We start from the raw sequence: 15,475 nt of genomic DNA, 5'->3' as shown, positions 1-15,475 counted from the left end.
GCCCACACTGGATTCGTGGCTGATAGAAGCGAACTCGCGGCTTTCCTCAAGGCTCGGCGCAATCGGCTGATGCCCAGTGATGTCGGGTTGCCCCAGGGGCTGAATCGGCGGGCGCCGGGGTTGCGGCGGCAGGAAGTGGCGCAGCTGGCGGGGATTTCGGTGGATTACTACATCCGGATGGAGCAGGCGCGGGGTGCGAAGCCTTCGCGGCAGGTGCTGGCGGCGCTGGCTCGGGCGTTGATGTTGAGCGTGGATGAGCGCGATTATCTGTTTCGGATGGCGGGGGAGCAGACGGTCGCTGTTGCCGGGCCGAACAAGGCTGTGCCGCAGGAGATTCGGACGATTCTGGACAATCTTGCGGCACCGGCGTATGTCGTGGACGCCACCTATGAGGTGCTGGCGTGGAATCGGGCCGCGGGGCCGTTTCTCGGGGATCTGGAAACCGTGCCCGATCACGAGCGGAACATGGTGCGGTGGATGTTCCGGGAGGCGGCCGACCATCCGCAGTGGTCCGACGCCGATACCCGCGACTTCGCTCGTGCCGTGGTGGCCGACCTGCGGGCCGCCTATGCTCGCTATCCCGGCCATCCGGCGTTGGCGGCGCTGGTGACCGAATTGCTCGGTACCTCAAAGCGTTTCGCCGAGATGTGGGGATCGCACGAGGTCCGGGTGCGCCGGACGCATCGCAAGCGGATCCGGCATCCGGAGTTGGGGCCCTTGGATTTTCACTGTCAGGTGCTGCACATCTCGGATACCGATCAGCGGGTGATCGTCTACTGCGCGACGCCGCACACCCGCACGGCGAGCGTCTTCCAGTCCCTGGCCGCCGCGACCGAGGGCTGAGGGCGTAGTGCGGTCAACATTCGTTGGCCAACAAGTGTTGACATGGCTTCGACCGGGCCGTACCGTCTAATTCAACAGACGTTGGCCAACAGATGTTGGCAGAGCTTCAGGAGTCGTCATGAACACCGTCCCCGCTACCGCCTCGGTCGTCATCGTCGGTGCCGGGCCCGCCGGAATGACCGCGGGCATCGCGCTGGCCGACGCCGGTGTGAACGTGGTGCTGCTCGACAAGCTGGCCGAGGGCGCGAACACCTCCCGCGCGGTGGTCGTGCACGCCCGCACCCTCGAGGTGCTCGAGCAGTTCGGCGTCACCGAGCAGCTGCACGAGCACGGAATCGTGGTGCCGCACTTCGCCTTGCACGACGGTGACCGCGTGCTGGCCCGCATCGGCTTCGAGGGGCTGCCCACCAAGTACCCGTACACGGTCATGATCGGTCAGGAGTCCACGGAAGCGATCCTGTCGGCGCGCCTCGAGAAGGCGGGCGCGCAGGTGTACCGGCACACCGAGGTCACCGCCGTCACACAGGACGGCGAGGGGGTGACCGTCGAGTACACCGACCTCCACGGAAACGCGAATTCCATTCGGGCCGAATGGGTCATCGGCGCGGACGGCATGCACAGCAAGGTGCGCGAGGCCGCCGGAATCGGGTTCACCGGGGCGACCTACCCCGAATCCTTCGTCCTCGCCGACGTCCGCATGACCTGGCCGGACCCGCGCGATGAGGTGTCGCTGCACCTGTCGCCCGAAGGCGTCACCGTCGTCGCGCCGCTGCCCGACCCGCAGCCCAACCGCTACCGCATCGTCGCCACCGTGGCCGACGCCCCCGAACACCAGGACCTGGCCTATGTGCAGGCGCTGGTCGACGCCCGCCGTCCGGGTGCGCACGTGCAGGTGCAGGAGATCATCTGGAGCTCGCGGTTCCGGGTGCACCACCGGGTCGCCGACCACTACCGGGCCGGGCGCATCCTGCTCGCCGGCGATGCCGCTCACGTGCACAGCCCCGCCGGCGGGCAGGGCATGAACACCGGTATCCAGGACGCCGCCATGCTGGGCGGTCTGCTGGCCAGGGTCGTCGAGGGCGCGCCCGGGGCCACCCTCGACGAGTACGAGAAGACCCGCCGCCCGGTCGCGCTGGGTGTGGTGGCCTTCACCGACCGCGTCACCCGCATGGCCACCCTGCGCCCGCTGCCCGCCCGCCTCATCCGCAACCTCGTCATCGGCACCGCGACGAAGGTTCCGGCGGTCCGCCACGCCATCGCCTACCAGCTGTCGGAACTGGCCAATCGCTGAGCACGACGGCGAGAGACGGCTCGCGGCAACAAGTTTCGGCGGCCCGCACCATCGGTGCGGGCCGCCGCTGGTTCGCTGACGGATGCTGCCGGCTAGCGACGGTGATCCCAGTGGTGATCACGGTCGTGATGCTGGCATCTGGGCTGCCACCACTCGTGCATATCGCGGCAGTGGTGCCGCCACCAGCCGTGATCGTCCTTGACGATGGTGCTGGTGCTGGTCTGGACCGGCGTCGCGGTCTGCGCCGACGCCATGCCCGCGGTCACCACCGGTGCCGCCGCCAGTGCGGCGACCATGAGCACTCGGTTGATCTTCCTGAGCATGTCGATCACTTCTCGTATCGTGTTGTGCATCAATACGATCCACGTGACCATCCCCCGGCCCTGGATCCATGGACCGCGAGGCCCATTCAACGCCGCCCAGACGACCGACCCCGGTTCCGCCCCGAGATCTTCAGCTCATCTTCAGGTTCGGCAAGGCCCCGCGCGCCCACGTGATCTCGTTCACCATTGCCCCGGTATCCTGGGCGAACGACTAGCCTGAACAAGATTGCGGCGGTGGGGCTCGCCGCTCCGGATCGGTCCGGAACAACCGTGGTTTTTGCCACCAACAGTCCCTACCCCAATAATTCGCTTCGGCGGTTGGAGTAGGAGACGTCTGTGACCAGCAAGGTGAGTGCGCTCGGCAGAGCCGGCGACGATGAGCCCATCGATCCCGACATCGATATCCACGAGCCCGCGCAGCGGGGGGAACTGTCCCGCTCGCACGGCGCGATCGTGGCGGTGATCGCCGTCGGCGGCGCGATCGGCGCGCTGGCCCGCTACGGCCTGGCTCAGCTGTGGCCCACCCCGCACGGCGGATTCCCGTGGGCCACCTTCGTCACCAATGTGCTCGGCTGCTTCCTCATCGGCATCCTGATGGTCGCCGTCACCGAGATCTGGGTCGCGCACCCGCTGGTCCGCCCGTTCCTCGGCGTCGGCATCCTCGGTGGTTTCACCACCTTCTCCACCTACGCCAACGACACCCGCGCCCTGCTGCGTCCCGACACGATCGTCACCGCCTTCGTGTACTTCGGGGTCACCCTGCTGTGCGCTCTGCTGGCCACGCTCGTCGCGGTCCGCCTCGCGCGCTGGGCTTACGAGGCCACGCGCTCCACCGAGCGGAAGGCCGCGGCATGACCCCGTTGCTCATCATCCTGGGCGCCATGATCGGCGCACCCCTGCGCTACCTGACCGACCGCGCCGTCCAGACCCGGCACGACAGCGTATTCCCCTGGGGCACTTTCACGGTCAACCTCGCGGGTTGTCTGGTGCTGGGCGGCATCTCCGGCGCGGCCCTGTCCACTCCCTGGATGATGGTGGTGGGCACCGGTTTCTGCGGTGCGCTGACCACCTACAGCACCTTCAGCTACGAGACCGTCCGGCTCGCCGAGCAGCGCGTCTACCTCTACGCGGCCCTCAATATCGTCACGAGCCTCGTCGCGGGCCTGGGCGCGACCCTGTTGTCCTACACCGTGGTTCAGGCCCTGACGGCCTGATCGGATCTCAGCGCCAGGCGGGGCGCAGCGTGGCCGCGTGGTTCACCGGCCGTCCCGTGCCACCGGTGTCGTCGACCAGCTTGCGGTCGTGGCGGACGTAGACGTTGTAGTAGCCGAGAGCGACCGCTCCGAACCAGGCCACCAGCAGGTTCGCGACTCCGCTGTGGAATATCGCGACAGCGAAGAAGGTCACCACGACCGCGGCCACGGCCGCGCTATCGAGAATCCTCCCGTTCACCGAACTTCTCCTGTTCCGGCCACTTCGGCGTGACCACTTGCCGCTTCTTCCAGACGGAAGTAAGGCAAATGTATAGAGCAGGTAAAGCGAATCATCATGCGATGGGATGATTTTGACGAAATCCTCACGCGCGACGAGTCAGGCGTGCAGGGTTCGGGTGACCGTGGCCGCGGTGTCGATGGTGGCGGCGGCCAGCTCGCGCAGGCGGGCCGCGGACAGGTTGGTGTCGGGGCAAGCGACGACCGAGGCGGTGACCGAGCCGCCGGGGGCGAAGATCGGGGCCGCGACCGAGACGACCGCATTGTGGTCGGTCAGCTCGTCGGGGAGGTAGTCGATGGTGATGAGGTCGGCGATCATGGCCGAAAGCCGGTGGCGCAGTGGGTCGGTGACCGGGGAATGGCGCAACCCGGCGAGGGCCTCGAGCATGGGGGCGGATTCGTCGGCCAGTCGTTCGACGGAGTAGCCGCGGGCCCGGATGGCGTCGAGGACCGCGGCCAGGCGGGGGCGGTGCAGCGGGTCGGCGGCGGCCAGCCAGGTCTCGCGCTCGGATTCCGGTGCCCAGGCGATGAATTCGCGGCACACCGGCGGGGCGAAGGGCATGCGGCGGGCGGGGCGGATCCAGGGCACCGACGGGGTGCCGATGACCTCGGTGATGACGATCGAATCGTTCTCGCGCTCGGCGAGGAAGACCGGTACGCGCCGGTCGTCGGCGAGCGCGTGCAGCGCGTCGAGGGCCAGGCGGCGCAGCGGGAACGCGGTGTCCGCGCGGCGGGCGACGGCCAGCAGGCCCAGTCCGAGACTGTAGTTTCCGTCGCCGTCGCGCACCGTCCAGCCGTCGGCGGTGAGCTGGGTGAGGACCGCGTGCGCGGTGGCGCGGGACATGCCGGTGGCGCGCACGATGCGCGCGAGCGAGAGCCGTTCACCGGGGTGCCGCGACAGTAGTTCGATCGCCTGGACCACGCGATGGGTCGGCGGTGAGGCGGAGGCGGGAGTCGGCCCGGCCGCCGTGCCCGGCTCGGAAGCTACTGGGGCGGTGGTCGATTCAGGCAACTCGTTCCCTGTTGGTGTCGGTCCCGGTGGCACGGGAGGGTCGCGCCCGATCGTATCGGTTCGCGCGCGGGTATTGACGGTCGCCCAGGTGCCGACCTATCGTCGGTGTCACATTATCGAACAATAGCGTCGAGTATTCGACATCGCAAGCCTTCGGGTAGCCGGGATCGGGACGACGCGAACGAGTGGGTAGAGGCAGATGCGCGCGGGATATGAGCTGTCGCACCTGAACGCCTTGGAGGCGGAATCGGTGCACATCATCCGGGAGGTGGCGGCCACCTTCGAAAGGCCGGTGCTGCTGTTCTCCGGGGGCAAGGACTCGGCGGTCATGCTGGAGCTGGCGCGGCGGGCGTTCTGGCCCGCACCGCTGCCGTTCCCCCTGCTGCACATCGACACCGGGCGAAACTTCGACGAGGTCATCGACTTCCGGGATCGCACCGTGGCGCGGCTGGGAGCACAGCTGCTCGTTGGCAAGGTGCAGGACGACATCGACGCGGGACGGGTGACCGAACGCCCGGGCGAGACCCGCAACCGGCTGCAGACCGCCACCCTGCTGCGCACCATCCGCGAGCACCGCTTCGACGCGGTCTTCGGCGGCGCGCGGCGCGACGAGGAGAAGGCGCGCGCCAAGGAGCGGGTGTTCAGCTTCCGCGACGAGTACGGCGCGTGGGATCCGCGCGCCCAGCGGCCCGAGGTCTGGAACCTCTACAACGGGCGGCATCAGAAGGGCGAGCACATCCGCGTGTTCCCGCTGTCGAACTGGACCGAGCTCGACATCTGGGAGTACATCGGCCAGGCCGAGGTGGAACTGCCCCCGCTGTACTACGCGCACAATCGCACCGTGGTCGAGCGGGACGGAATGCTGCTGGCGGACAACCGATTCCTGACCTTCGGGCCCGACGAGACCAAGTTCGAGGCCACCGTCCGCTTCCGCACCCTCGGCGACGCCGACTGCACCGGCTGCGTGGAATCCGCCGCCGCCACCCCCGCCGAGGTGATCGCCGAGACCGCGACCACCCGCCTGACCGAACGCGGCGCCACCCGCGCCGACGACCGGATCTCCGAGTCCGGCATGGAAGACCGCAAGCGAGAGGGCTACTTCTGATGCGCCGCAACCTGTTACGGCTCGCCACCGCCGGCAGCGTCGACGACGGCAAGTCCACCCTCATCGGGCGGCTGCTGTTCGACTCGAAGAGCCTGTTCAGCGATCAACTCGACGCCATCGAGCGCGCGAGCCTCTCGCGCGGCAACGGCGGGCCGGACCTGTCGCTGGTGACCGACGGCCTGCGCGCCGAACGCGAGCAGGGCATCACCATCGACGTCGCCTACCGCTACTTCACCACGCCGCGACGCAAATTCATCATCGCCGACACCCCGGGGCATGTGCAGTACACCCGGAACATGGTGACCGGCGCGTCCACCGCGGACCTGGCGCTCATCCTGGTCGACGCGCGCAAGGGCGTCTCCGAGCAGACCCGCCGCCACGCCTTCCTGTCCTCGCTGCTGGGTGTGGGACACCTGGTGCTGTGCGTGAACAAGATGGATCTGGTCGACTGGTCCGAGCAGCGGTTCGAGGAGATCCGTTCGGAATTCGCGGATTTCGCCACCAAGCTCGATGTCGGCGACCTGAGCTTCATCCCGGTGTCGGCGCTGCACGGGGACAATGTGGTGGATCCGTCCGCGCACACCGCCGACTGGTATCCGGGCCCGCCGCTGCTGCGGCACCTGGAGGAAGTGCATGTCGCCTCCGACCGCAACCTGATCGACAACCGGCTGCCCGTGCAGTACGTGATCCGCCCGCACGGCGGGAGCCAGCGCAGTTATGCGGGCACGGTCGCGGGCGGCATCTTCAAGCCGGGCGACGAGGTGGTGGTGCTGCCGTCGGGGCGCACCAGCCGGGTCAACCAGATCTGGGCTCCGGGCGGCGGCAAGGTCGACGAGGCGTTCACCGGCATGGCGGTCTCGCTCACCCTCGACGACGAAATCGACATCGGCCGTGGCGATATGCTCGCTCGGCCCGGCAACCAGCCGCACACCGATCGTGAACTCGACGCCATGGTGTGCTGGTTCTCCGACGACACCCAGTTGCGCGCGGGGAACTCGTACTCCATCCGCACCGCCACCCAGACCTCCAAGGTCGAGGTCAGCGACCTGGACTACCGGCTCGACGTCAACACCCTGCACCGGCAGACCGACGCGGACAGCTTGTCGCTCAACGACATCGGGCGCGTGACGCTGAAGACCCGGCAGCCGCTGCTGTTCGACCCCTACCGTGAGAACCGCGCCACGGGCAGCTTCATCCTCATCGACGAGACCACCAACCAGACCGTCGCCGCGGGCATGATCACCGGACGCTCCACCGGCGCACCGCGAGTCGAGCACAAGGCGTCGAACGTGGTGTGGCACAGCTCCGCGGTCGAGCGCGGGCAGCGGCTGAGCACCGGCGCGACCGTATGGCTGACCGGGCTGTCCGGCTCCGGAAAGTCCACCATCGCGGTGGAATTGGAGCGGCAGCTGATCGCCTCCGGGCAGCCCGCCTACCTGCTCGACGGCGACAACCTGCGGCACGGGCTGAACAAGAACCTGGGCTTCACCGACGAGGATCGGCGCGAGAACATCCGCCGGGTGTCCGAGGTGGCGGCGCTGTTCGCCGACGCCGGTGTCGTCGCCATCGTCTCGCTCATCAGCCCGTTCCGCGCCGAGCGGCGGGAAGCGCGGAAGCTGCACGACGGCCGGAACCTGGCGTTCCGTGAAGTCTTCGTCGACACCCCGCTCGAAGAGTGCGAACTGCGGGACCCGAAGGGCCTCTACAAGAAGGCCCGTTCCGGGGAACTGCCCGAATTCACCGGTGTCAGTTCACCTTACGATCGGCCGGAGTTCGCCGACCTGACCATTGTCCCCTCGGACGGGACGCCGTCCGAGATCGCCCATCGAATTCGAGAATCACTAGGGATCGCTGAAAACTGATGACAGACACAGAAAAGGCCGAGGTCATGGAAAAGCACGCGGAGCTGCCGCTCACCGAGCCGTTCCTCGCGGCCGTCGCCGAGGCGGAGAAGCTCATCGCCGCCGCCGATTTCATCCGGGACCCGCACGACCTGGCGGAGGGCTACGACTACCTGCAGGCCGGGATCGCCGCGGTGCTGCAGCTGTCGCGGGCGCACGGCACTTCGCACCCGTACCTGGTCACCGCGACCGGGCCGTATACCAAGATGGGCCTGGACAACCCGGACACGCTGTACTACAGCGCCAATATCGATCCGAGCGCGGAGTACCTGCTCACCGGCGTGCGCGGCAGCACCGTCGACCTGAGTTTCCAGGTGCTCAAGGGCGATTACACCGCCTCCGACGTGCCCAACGGCGACGACGCGTTCGACGACCGGCGGCTGCGGATCAACGAGGACGGCAGCTACCAGCTGCGGTTCGGGCCGCCCAAGGAGAACCCGGGCCCGAACTATTTCGTGCTCTCCGAGGGCGCGTCCATGCTGGCCGTGCGCGAGGTGTACGGCGACTGGAATACCGAGCGCAAGGGCACCATCCGCATCGAGCGGGTCGACACCGTCGGCACCGCGCCGGTCGAGCCGGGCGTGGAACAGCTGCGCAAACGGTACCGGGCGGCCGGGCGCATGCTGCTGACCCGGGTGCACACCTGGTTCAACTTTCCGAAGTGGTTCTATTTGAACCTGCCGGTCAATACGCTGACCGAGCCGCGGCTCACGCCCGGCGGATTGAGCACCCAGTACTCCTCGGTCGGGCACTTCGAGCTCGACGACGATCAGGCGCTCATCATCACCGTGCCGAAATCCGATGCGCCGTACCAGGGTTTCCAGCTCGGCAGCCGCTGGTACATCTCGCTGGACTACGTCAACCATCAGACCTCGCTGAATCACCGGCAGGCGCAGGTGGATCCCGACGGCATGATCCGCATGGTCGTCTCCGCGCGGAACCCCGGTGTCGCCAACTGGATCGAGACCACCGGCCGCAAGCTCGGCATCCTCCAGTTCCGCTGGCAGCGGGTGGACCGGCCGATGACCCCCGAGGACGGCCCGACCATCGAGCTCGTTCCTTTCGACAAAGTGGCTGAACAACTGCCCAACTTCGAACACAATCGGATCGACGAGGCCGGATGGCGTGAGCGGATCGCCGCTCGCCAGCGCGCCTTCGCGGAAAGGATGCTCGGATGACCGAGGACAACTCTCGTAACTCTCAGGGGCAAGCCCCTGAAACCCCGAACCGACTCCAGACGGGTCTGCTCGCGGGCAAGGTCGTGGTTGTCAGCGGAATCGGGCCTGGTCTCGGTCGCTCCATCGCACTCGAGGCCGCGGCCGCCGGGGCGAAGGTCGTGCTCGCGGCGCGCACGGAGTCGCGGCTGAAGGAAGTCGCGGAGGAGATCGCGGCCGAGGGCGGCGCGGAAACCCTGTGCGTGCCCACCGATATCACCGACGCGGCCACCGTCGAGAACCTGGCCGCGCGGACCCTCGAGACCTTCGGTCGCGTGGACGCCCTGGTGAACAATGCCTTCAAGGTGCCGTCCATGAAGCCGTTGGCGCGCACCGACTTCGAGCAGATCCGCGAGAGCGTTGACCTGACCGTGCTCGGCAATCTGCGCATGACCCAGGCGTTCACCGACCCGCTGGCCGAGACCAAGGGCTCGGTCGTCATGGTCAACTCCATGGTGCTGCGGCACTCCGAACCCCGCTACGGCAGCTACAAGGTCGCCAAGGCAGCCCTGCTCGCCATGTCGCAGACCCTGGCGACCGAGCTGGGGGAGAAGGGCATTCGCGTCAACAGCGTGCTGCCCGGCTACATCTGGACCGATCAGCTCAAGTGGTACTTCAGCGAGATCGCCAAGAAGTACGGCATCACCGAGGAACAGGTCTACCAGCAGACCGCGTCCAAGTCCGACCTGAAGCGGCTGCCGCTGCCCGACGAGATCGCCCAGACCATCGTGTTCCTCATGTCGCCGTGGGCCAATGCCATCACCGGGCAGACCATCGACGTCAACTGCGGCGAATACCACGTCTGAGCAAGGAGTTCCACCCATCATGACCGGACGTACCAACGTCGGCACCGTCGAGGATCTGCACCACTCGGCGTCGAAAGTCTGCGGCCTCACCGATTTCGGATCCGACGACTACCTGGAAGCGCTGCAAGTCCTGCTGGAGTCCTATCAGCGCGACGCCGGGCTCACCGAGCTCGGCTCGAAGATGAGCCGCTACTTCCTGCGCGGGGCGCTCGTCGCCCGTGCCCTGAGCGAAGCCTCCTGGGCCGCGAACCCGACCCACACCGAAACCCGCATCACCAGGCCGATTTTCGTGACCGGCCTGCCCCGCACCGGCACCACCGCCCTGCACCGCCTGCTCGCCGCCGACCCGCAGCACCAGGCATTGGAAATGTGGCTGGCCGACTTCCCGCAGCCGCGCCCGCCCCGCGACACCTGGGCCGACAACCCCGTCTACCAGGCCGTCGACCAGGGCTTCGCCCAGCACCGGATCGAAAACCCGGAATACATGGGCCTGCACTACATGACCGCCGCCGAGCCCGAGGAATGCTGGCAGCTGTTGCGGCAGACGGTGAAATCGGTCTCCTACGAGTCGCTGGCCTACCTGCCGACCTACTCGGAGTGGCTGCGCAAACAGGACTGGACCGACGCCTACGCGCGGCACAAGAAGAACCTGCAGCTGATCGGCCTGGGCGACGAGCGCCGCTGGATCCTCAAGAACCCCAGCCACTTGTTCGCCCTCGACGCGCTCATGAAGGTCTACCCCGACGCGCTGATCATCCAGACCCACCGCGACCCGGTCACCATCGTCGGCTCCTCCTGCAGCCTGTCCGAGGCCACCACCCAGGGCTGGTCCACCACCTTCGTGGGCGAGAAAATCGGCTCGACCCAGCTGGAACTGTGGTCCCGCGGCCTGCGCGAATTCAACACCGCCCGAGCGCGATACAACCCCGACCAGTTCCTCGACATCGAATTCGACGAACTGCGCGCCGACCCCTTCGCCACGATCGAGAAGATCTACACGAAATTCGGTCTCGACTACACGGATTCGGCCCGCACCGCCATGACCACCCTCGACGAGGAATCCAAGTCCGGCGACCGCAAACCGGTCCACAAATACTCTCTGGCCGACTACGGCCTCACCGAAGCCCAGGTCCGAGCCGAATTCCAACTCTGACCACCGCGCGGCCGGATGCGCACTCCGCCCATCCGGCCGCGACTATCGGGGAAACTCGGGCACGTTGAGCTGCAAGGCGGTTGCGAGGGCGATCGTTTTGCGGGGTGTGGTGCACTGCTCGGTCAGGCTTGACAGGTCGAGCCTGTTCCGGCGGGCTTGGAACAGGTACGGAGCGGCGGGATGCTGTTGAAGTCGATCGGTGTCGAGTCGAGTTGCGGTGGTGTGGGCGGCGGTGACCAGCGCGGGGAGCATCGAGCGTAGGTCAGTGGACCACTGCTCGACCGCGGTCAGCCAGGCGGTGGTGGGGGCATCCGAGGTGGGGGAGAAGCGGGTGATTTCCCGGGCCAGTTCCGGCCAGGTGTAGTCGTGCCACGGCTTGGTTTTCAGGACCGGCAGCTGCCACTGGTCTCTGACCTGCGACCAGTGATCGGCTCGTGCCGGCACCGAGTGAATCATGAAGTCCGGCAGGCTGAGCGCGGTCAAGACGCCGCCGTGGCAGGCGCCGGTGTCCAGGCCCAGAATGCGGTTGTCGCGGATCAGGGGCTCGGGGCCGGTGACGTGATGGCCGAACACGATGGGCTTGGCGTCGGTGTAGTGGTCGTGCCAGAAGCTGTCGGGGAACAGGGTCTGGAGTTCGCGCTCGCCACGGGTGGAGCCGCAGAGGATTTCCTCGCGTTGGTCGGCGAGCGGGATGCCGGGCACCAGGCCGGCATGGACGACGCGGACGTGGTCGTTCTCGAAGTAATAGGGCAGCGTCCGCATCCACTCGACCATGTCGGCATAGCCGTCACCGGCCTGCAATCGGGTGATTTCCTGTGCGTAGGAGTAGATCCCGCGGACATGCTTGCGTTCGTGGTTGCCCATGACGGCCACCGAGTTCGGGCGTCCACGAAAGAGGTTCACCACATCGAGCGGCTTCGGCCCACGGTCGACCAGATCCCCGACACTGACGAGCAGATCGTCCTCCGCGAGCTCGACCTTCTCGAGCAGCCCGACCAGCTCGTCGAAGCACCCGTGAATATCGCCGATGATGACAGTTCGCCGCACCTGAAAAACCGTAGCCACAGCCGCTTTCGGCGAGCAAAGCAATATCCGCGGGGGTCCCTGCGGCGGAATCGTCAGGTGAGATCCCAACCGGCCTCGGCGGCGTGGGCGTGGAATGCCTTCCAAGCCTGCCCGGCTCGGGTCGCGCCGAATCGGGCGTTGAAGCGTAGGACATCTCGGACGTCGTCGATGGACGCGCCGCCACCGAGGGCTCGCTGGGTGTGCATGCGGAAGGTCCCCAACGCCCGCGGTCGCGGCGAGATGCTCCGGGAGGAGATCGTCGGGACCGCGATGGTGATGCTCGATGAGCTCGCCGATGACGAGGCGCTGTCGCTGCGTGCCGTGGCCCGGGCCATCGGAATCGCCGCGACGTCGGTGTATCTGCACTTCCCGGACCGGGATTCGCTGGTGCTCGCGGTGGCGCGGCGGTGTCACGAGGATCTGGTGGGGGCGGGTGACGCGGCCGAGGCCGCCGAGGCGGATCCCGGCCGCGCCCTGCGCGCCCGCATGCTGGCCCAGATGGCTTGGGCGCAGGAACATCCCGGGCTCTACAAGGTCCTGCACGAGAGTCTGGTGCACCGTAGACTCGGCATGCCCTTCAAGGAGGTCATGGTCCAGCGCACCGTCGACGCCGTCCAGCGCTGCATGGACGCGAACCTCGCGCCCGCCGACGACGCCACCACCGTCGCCATCGATCTGCGCACCGCCGTGAACGGCATGCTCTCCCAGCGCATCAACGAACCCGACATGCCCTGGCCGCCCGCCGCCGACCAGCTCGACCGCTTCCTCGTCAAACTCGTCGGCCTCGCCCGGACATAATCGAACATATGTTCTAAGTCTGCGGTATGCTGCGTCGCGTGAACACACACTCGACCGCGCTGGCGCCGAAGGCGTCGGCCTCAGGATGGCCGGACCTGGCCGATGTCGACTTGCTGCGCACCCTCGTCGAAACCGAACGCCGCCGCAGGCGACTCGATGCCGCCATGCGCGCGGCCGTCGCCGAAGCCGAACGTCGCGGCCTCGCCGCGGACACCGGCTACCGCGACACCGCGGACCTATTGACCGATCTTTTGCGCATCAGCACTGATGAAGCCCGCCGTCGAATCGAATACGCGGCCCCGCAGCCTCGCCCGCGCGCCAGGAAGGTCTGGCGGGTCCTGGCGGCGGCGAGCTGAGCCGGTTCGAATCCGGGCGCGAGCCGCCCGGGTGATCAGCGTGCCAGGTCCGGGTGCGCGCGGCCGGTGACCACGGGCATGTCGACGAAGGTCAGCAGGCCCGGTTCGGCGGCACAGACGTAGGGGATCGAGTTCACGCAGTGCGCCGCGGTCACGACGATGCCGGGATTGCGTTCCAGCCCGGCCGCCACGCTGCTCGGATGCCAGCCGTGGATCGTCACCCGGCAGTCGGGGTCGCCCTTCACCTCGACCTCGAACCGGACGCCGCCCTCGCCGAACTTCCAAGGCGGGTCGAGGTTTTCATCGCCCATCAGCCAGTTGACCGCGACCCTGACAACCTTGGCGTCGCCGATGAACGCCTCCCAGGCGAAGCGCTGGGCCGCGACCTGGCCGGGCTGGATCTCGCCGATCGGCGAGTCGATCGGCGCGGTCGCCACCGCCACCTCGCGACTGCGGCGGATCTCGGCGTCGGCGAATCCGAGGGTGTCCAGGCACATTCGCACCGACTGGTCGAACCCGTTGTCCAGCAGGGCCAGCATCGGACCGTGCATCGCCTGCTCGGGCGACTGGCCGAAACCCATGAGGTGGCGTACCACGTCGGGGGCGTCGTAGGTGCGGATGTCGGAGTACTCCTCACCGCGGACGAACGTGATCGCGCTGGACAGGCCCGTGAAGAACAGTGGCTGCTGCTCGGTGGCGCCGCCCGGGTCGATCCCGGTCCCGTGCAGCGTCACGCCGCCCTCGAGGGCGGGCGCCACCATCCGCTCCTTTTCCTCCGCGGTCGGCCAGAACCAGCCCAGCGGTGTGACGACGTTCTTGCCCGAACGCAGAATCGCCGCAACCTCTTTCGGATTCGGCATCAGCGGCGAGTACAGGACGCAATCGGCGTCGAGCGCGAGGATCTCGTCGATGCTGTCGGTGGCGATGACGCCGATCGGGCCGATCCCGGCCAGCTCACCGGCGTCCCGGCCGACCTTGCCCGGCGAGTGCACCCAGCACCCGACGAGCTCGAGATCCGGGTGCAGCCGGATCTGTCCGATCGCGGCCCGGCCGAGTCCACCGGTGGCCCACTGGATCACGCGCAGAGTCACACCAGGAATGGAACACGTTTCATTCCCGGAGCGTCAAGACCGCGCGGCCACCACCTCGGATGCCACCTCGAGGAACTTCAGGTCGGTGACGGCCGGGACCAGGATGAACTCGTCGCACCCGGCCTGCTCCGCGCCATCGAGAATGGCCGCGAGCGCCTCGGGACTCGATGCCCGCGTCGTGTCGGCGATCACCTGGGCGAGCTTGGGCCCGAGGAAGCCCAGGTAGCGAGCGGTGAAGGCGCGCAGCACTTCTGCTGCGTCGGTGACGCCCAGGGCGGTGAAGCAGGCGCTCACCTTGCGCGGGCTCGTCGCACGACCCGCCTCGGCCCAGCACTGGTCGGCGAGGTCGTTCGTCGCGGCGATCTCCTCGGCGCGGCCCGGGATGCTGAAGCCGGAGATGCCGTCGGCCCACCGCGCCGCCCGGCGCATCGCCTTCGGACCCATCGCTCCGGCGAGGATGATCGGCCCGCCCGGCTGCACGCACGCCGGCCCGACCGGATCCGCGCCCTCGAACGGCGGCTCACCGGCGAGCAGTGACTTCAGCTCGGCGACCTTGTCATCGAGCTGCTGGTGCCGCCGCGTGAAATCGGCGCCGAGAGCGCGATAGTCGTGCTCGCGCCCACCGACGCCGACGGCTACCTCGAGGCGGCCGTTCGCGAGCTGGTCGAGCGTGCCGATCTGCTGGGCGACCATCGCCACCGGATGCTGCGGCAGCACCCACAGGTTCCCCAGCACCTGCACCCGCTCCGTCACCGCCGCGCAGGCGCCCAGCGTCGCCACCATTTCCGGATTGGAGAACGTCACCCGCTCGCCCACCGAGACGCTCGAGAACGGGCCCGCGTCGATTCGCCGAGCCCAGTCGAGCGTCGTACCCGGTCCGTAGCCGGGAGCCATCTGTGGAAGTGCGACACCGATCTTCATGGGGCCGACCCTGCCAGACCTACCCGGACGGGTCGGGCGGTTTCGATGCCTGGACGTGCGGACCGAGGTGTTGCGCCGCACACACTTGAACACGTTCAAAAACTGG

Annotated in this window: 18 protein-coding genes; 11 read left to right on the top strand and 7 right to left on the bottom strand. The window is 67.8% G+C overall.

Annotated elements, in window-relative coordinates:
• Positions 1-15: 15 nt before the first annotated feature.
• Positions 16-843 (top strand): helix-turn-helix transcriptional regulator, encoded by an 828-nt coding sequence (locus GPX89_RS34005; RefSeq protein WP_328602622.1) that lies wholly within the window; start codon positions 16-18, stop codon positions 841-843.
• Positions 844-961: 118 nt separating this feature from the next.
• Positions 962-2,134 (top strand): FAD-dependent monooxygenase, encoded by a 1,173-nt coding sequence (locus GPX89_RS34000; RefSeq protein ID WP_157391806.1) that lies wholly within the window; start codon positions 962-964, stop codon positions 2,132-2,134.
• A gap of 92 nt (positions 2,135-2,226) precedes the next feature.
• Here the strand turns inward: GPX89_RS34000 and GPX89_RS33995 are convergent, their stop codons facing one another.
• Positions 2,227-2,466 (bottom strand): hypothetical protein, encoded by a 240-nt coding sequence (locus GPX89_RS33995; protein WP_157391805.1) that lies wholly within the window; start codon positions 2,464-2,466, stop codon positions 2,227-2,229.
• A 327-nt stretch (positions 2,467-2,793) separates the two neighbouring features.
• Here GPX89_RS33995 and crcB (GPX89_RS33990) point away from each other — a divergent pair, with 327 nt between their 5' ends.
• On the top strand, positions 2,794-3,312 hold the full coding sequence (gene crcB / locus GPX89_RS33990) for a fluoride efflux transporter CrcB (protein ID WP_328602621.1): 519 nt from the start codon (positions 2,794-2,796) through the stop codon (positions 3,310-3,312).
• On the top strand, positions 3,309-3,671 hold the full coding sequence (gene crcB / locus GPX89_RS33985) for a fluoride efflux transporter CrcB (protein WP_157391804.1): 363 nt from the start codon (positions 3,309-3,311) through the stop codon (positions 3,669-3,671). The genes crcB (GPX89_RS33990) and crcB (GPX89_RS33985) overlap by 4 nt, the downstream gene beginning before the upstream one ends.
• A gap of 7 nt (positions 3,672-3,678) precedes the next feature.
• Here the strand turns inward: crcB (GPX89_RS33985) and GPX89_RS33980 are convergent, their stop codons facing one another.
• Together GPX89_RS33980 and GPX89_RS33975 are read right to left on the bottom strand one after the other, a co-directional pair.
• The gene (locus GPX89_RS33980) at positions 3,679-3,909 is read right to left on the bottom strand and encodes a hypothetical protein (RefSeq protein ID WP_157391803.1); all 231 of its coding nucleotides are present in this window, start codon (positions 3,907-3,909) and stop codon (positions 3,679-3,681) included.
• 138 nt (positions 3,910-4,047) lie between these two features.
• Positions 4,048-4,959 carry a helix-turn-helix domain-containing protein gene (locus GPX89_RS33975; RefSeq protein ID WP_157391802.1) on the bottom strand — a complete coding sequence of 304 codons (912 nt, stop codon included), beginning with the start codon at positions 4,957-4,959 and terminating at the stop codon, positions 4,048-4,050.
• A gap of 199 nt (positions 4,960-5,158) precedes the next feature.
• Here GPX89_RS33975 and cysD point away from each other — a divergent pair, with 199 nt between their 5' ends.
• The 5 genes from cysD to GPX89_RS33950 are packed head-to-tail and all read left to right on the top strand — an operon-like array spanning position 5,159 to position 11,138.
• Positions 5,159-6,064: a sulfate adenylyltransferase subunit CysD gene (cysD, locus tag GPX89_RS33970; protein ID WP_157391801.1), complete on the top strand. Its 906-nt coding sequence runs from the start codon at positions 5,159-5,161 to the stop codon at positions 6,062-6,064.
• Complete coding sequence (gene cysC / locus GPX89_RS33965; protein WP_157391800.1) at positions 6,064-7,926, top strand: adenylyl-sulfate kinase; 1,863 nt, start codon at positions 6,064-6,066, stop codon at positions 7,924-7,926. Before cysD ends, cysC begins: the two co-directional genes overlap by 1 nt.
• Positions 7,926-9,143 (top strand): hypothetical protein, encoded by a 1,218-nt coding sequence (locus tag GPX89_RS33960; protein WP_235948740.1) that lies wholly within the window; start codon positions 7,926-7,928, stop codon positions 9,141-9,143. Before cysC ends, GPX89_RS33960 begins: the two co-directional genes overlap by 1 nt.
• Positions 9,140-9,985 (top strand): SDR family oxidoreductase, encoded by an 846-nt coding sequence (locus GPX89_RS33955; RefSeq protein ID WP_157391799.1) that lies wholly within the window; start codon positions 9,140-9,142, stop codon positions 9,983-9,985. Before GPX89_RS33960 ends, GPX89_RS33955 begins: the two co-directional genes overlap by 4 nt.
• Before the next feature lie 19 nt (positions 9,986-10,004).
• The gene (locus GPX89_RS33950) at positions 10,005-11,138 is read left to right on the top strand and encodes a sulfotransferase family protein (RefSeq protein ID WP_157391798.1); all 1,134 of its coding nucleotides are present in this window, start codon (positions 10,005-10,007) and stop codon (positions 11,136-11,138) included.
• Positions 11,139-11,180: 42 nt separating this feature from the next.
• On the opposite strand, the gene GPX89_RS33945 is transcribed toward GPX89_RS33950, so the two are convergent.
• Entirely contained in the window at positions 11,181-12,185 is a 1,005-nt protein-coding gene (locus GPX89_RS33945) for a metallophosphoesterase family protein (RefSeq protein ID WP_328602620.1), read from the bottom strand.
• 71 nt (positions 12,186-12,256) lie between these two features.
• Entirely contained in the window at positions 12,257-12,409 is a 153-nt protein-coding gene (locus GPX89_RS33940) for a hypothetical protein (RefSeq protein ID WP_198347720.1), read from the bottom strand.
• Here GPX89_RS33940 and GPX89_RS33935 point away from each other — a divergent pair.
• Both GPX89_RS33935 and GPX89_RS45630 read left to right on the top strand, forming a co-directional pair.
• Positions 12,408-13,001, top strand: coding sequence for a TetR/AcrR family transcriptional regulator (locus GPX89_RS33935; RefSeq protein WP_157391796.1), 594 nt, complete (start codon positions 12,408-12,410; stop codon positions 12,999-13,001). The genes GPX89_RS33940 and GPX89_RS33935 overlap by 2 nt on opposite strands.
• Positions 13,002-13,039: 38 nt before the next feature.
• Positions 13,040-13,357 carry a DUF222 domain-containing protein gene (locus tag GPX89_RS45630; protein ID WP_328602619.1) on the top strand — a complete coding sequence of 106 codons (318 nt, stop codon included), beginning with the start codon at positions 13,040-13,042 and terminating at the stop codon, positions 13,355-13,357.
• Positions 13,358-13,392: 35 nt separating this feature from the next.
• Here GPX89_RS45630 and GPX89_RS33925 read toward each other — a convergent pair whose 3' ends face one another.
• Together GPX89_RS33925 and GPX89_RS33920 are read right to left on the bottom strand one after the other, a co-directional pair.
• A complete protein-coding gene (locus GPX89_RS33925; protein ID WP_328602618.1) occupies positions 13,393-14,448 on the bottom strand; it encodes an NAD(P)H-dependent amine dehydrogenase family protein in 1,056 nt (351 codons plus the stop codon).
• 33 nt (positions 14,449-14,481) lie between these two features.
• Complete coding sequence (locus GPX89_RS33920) at positions 14,482-15,369, bottom strand: LLM class flavin-dependent oxidoreductase (protein WP_157391795.1); 888 nt, start codon at positions 15,367-15,369, stop codon at positions 14,482-14,484.
• Positions 15,370-15,475: the final 106 nt, after the last annotated feature.

Origin of the sequence: Nocardia terrae (assembly GCF_009760405.1) — a bacterium.
Classification (GTDB): Bacteria; Actinomycetota; Actinomycetes; order Mycobacteriales; family Mycobacteriaceae; genus Nocardia; species Nocardia terrae.
This window is presented reverse-complemented; position numbering and strand designations above follow the sequence as displayed.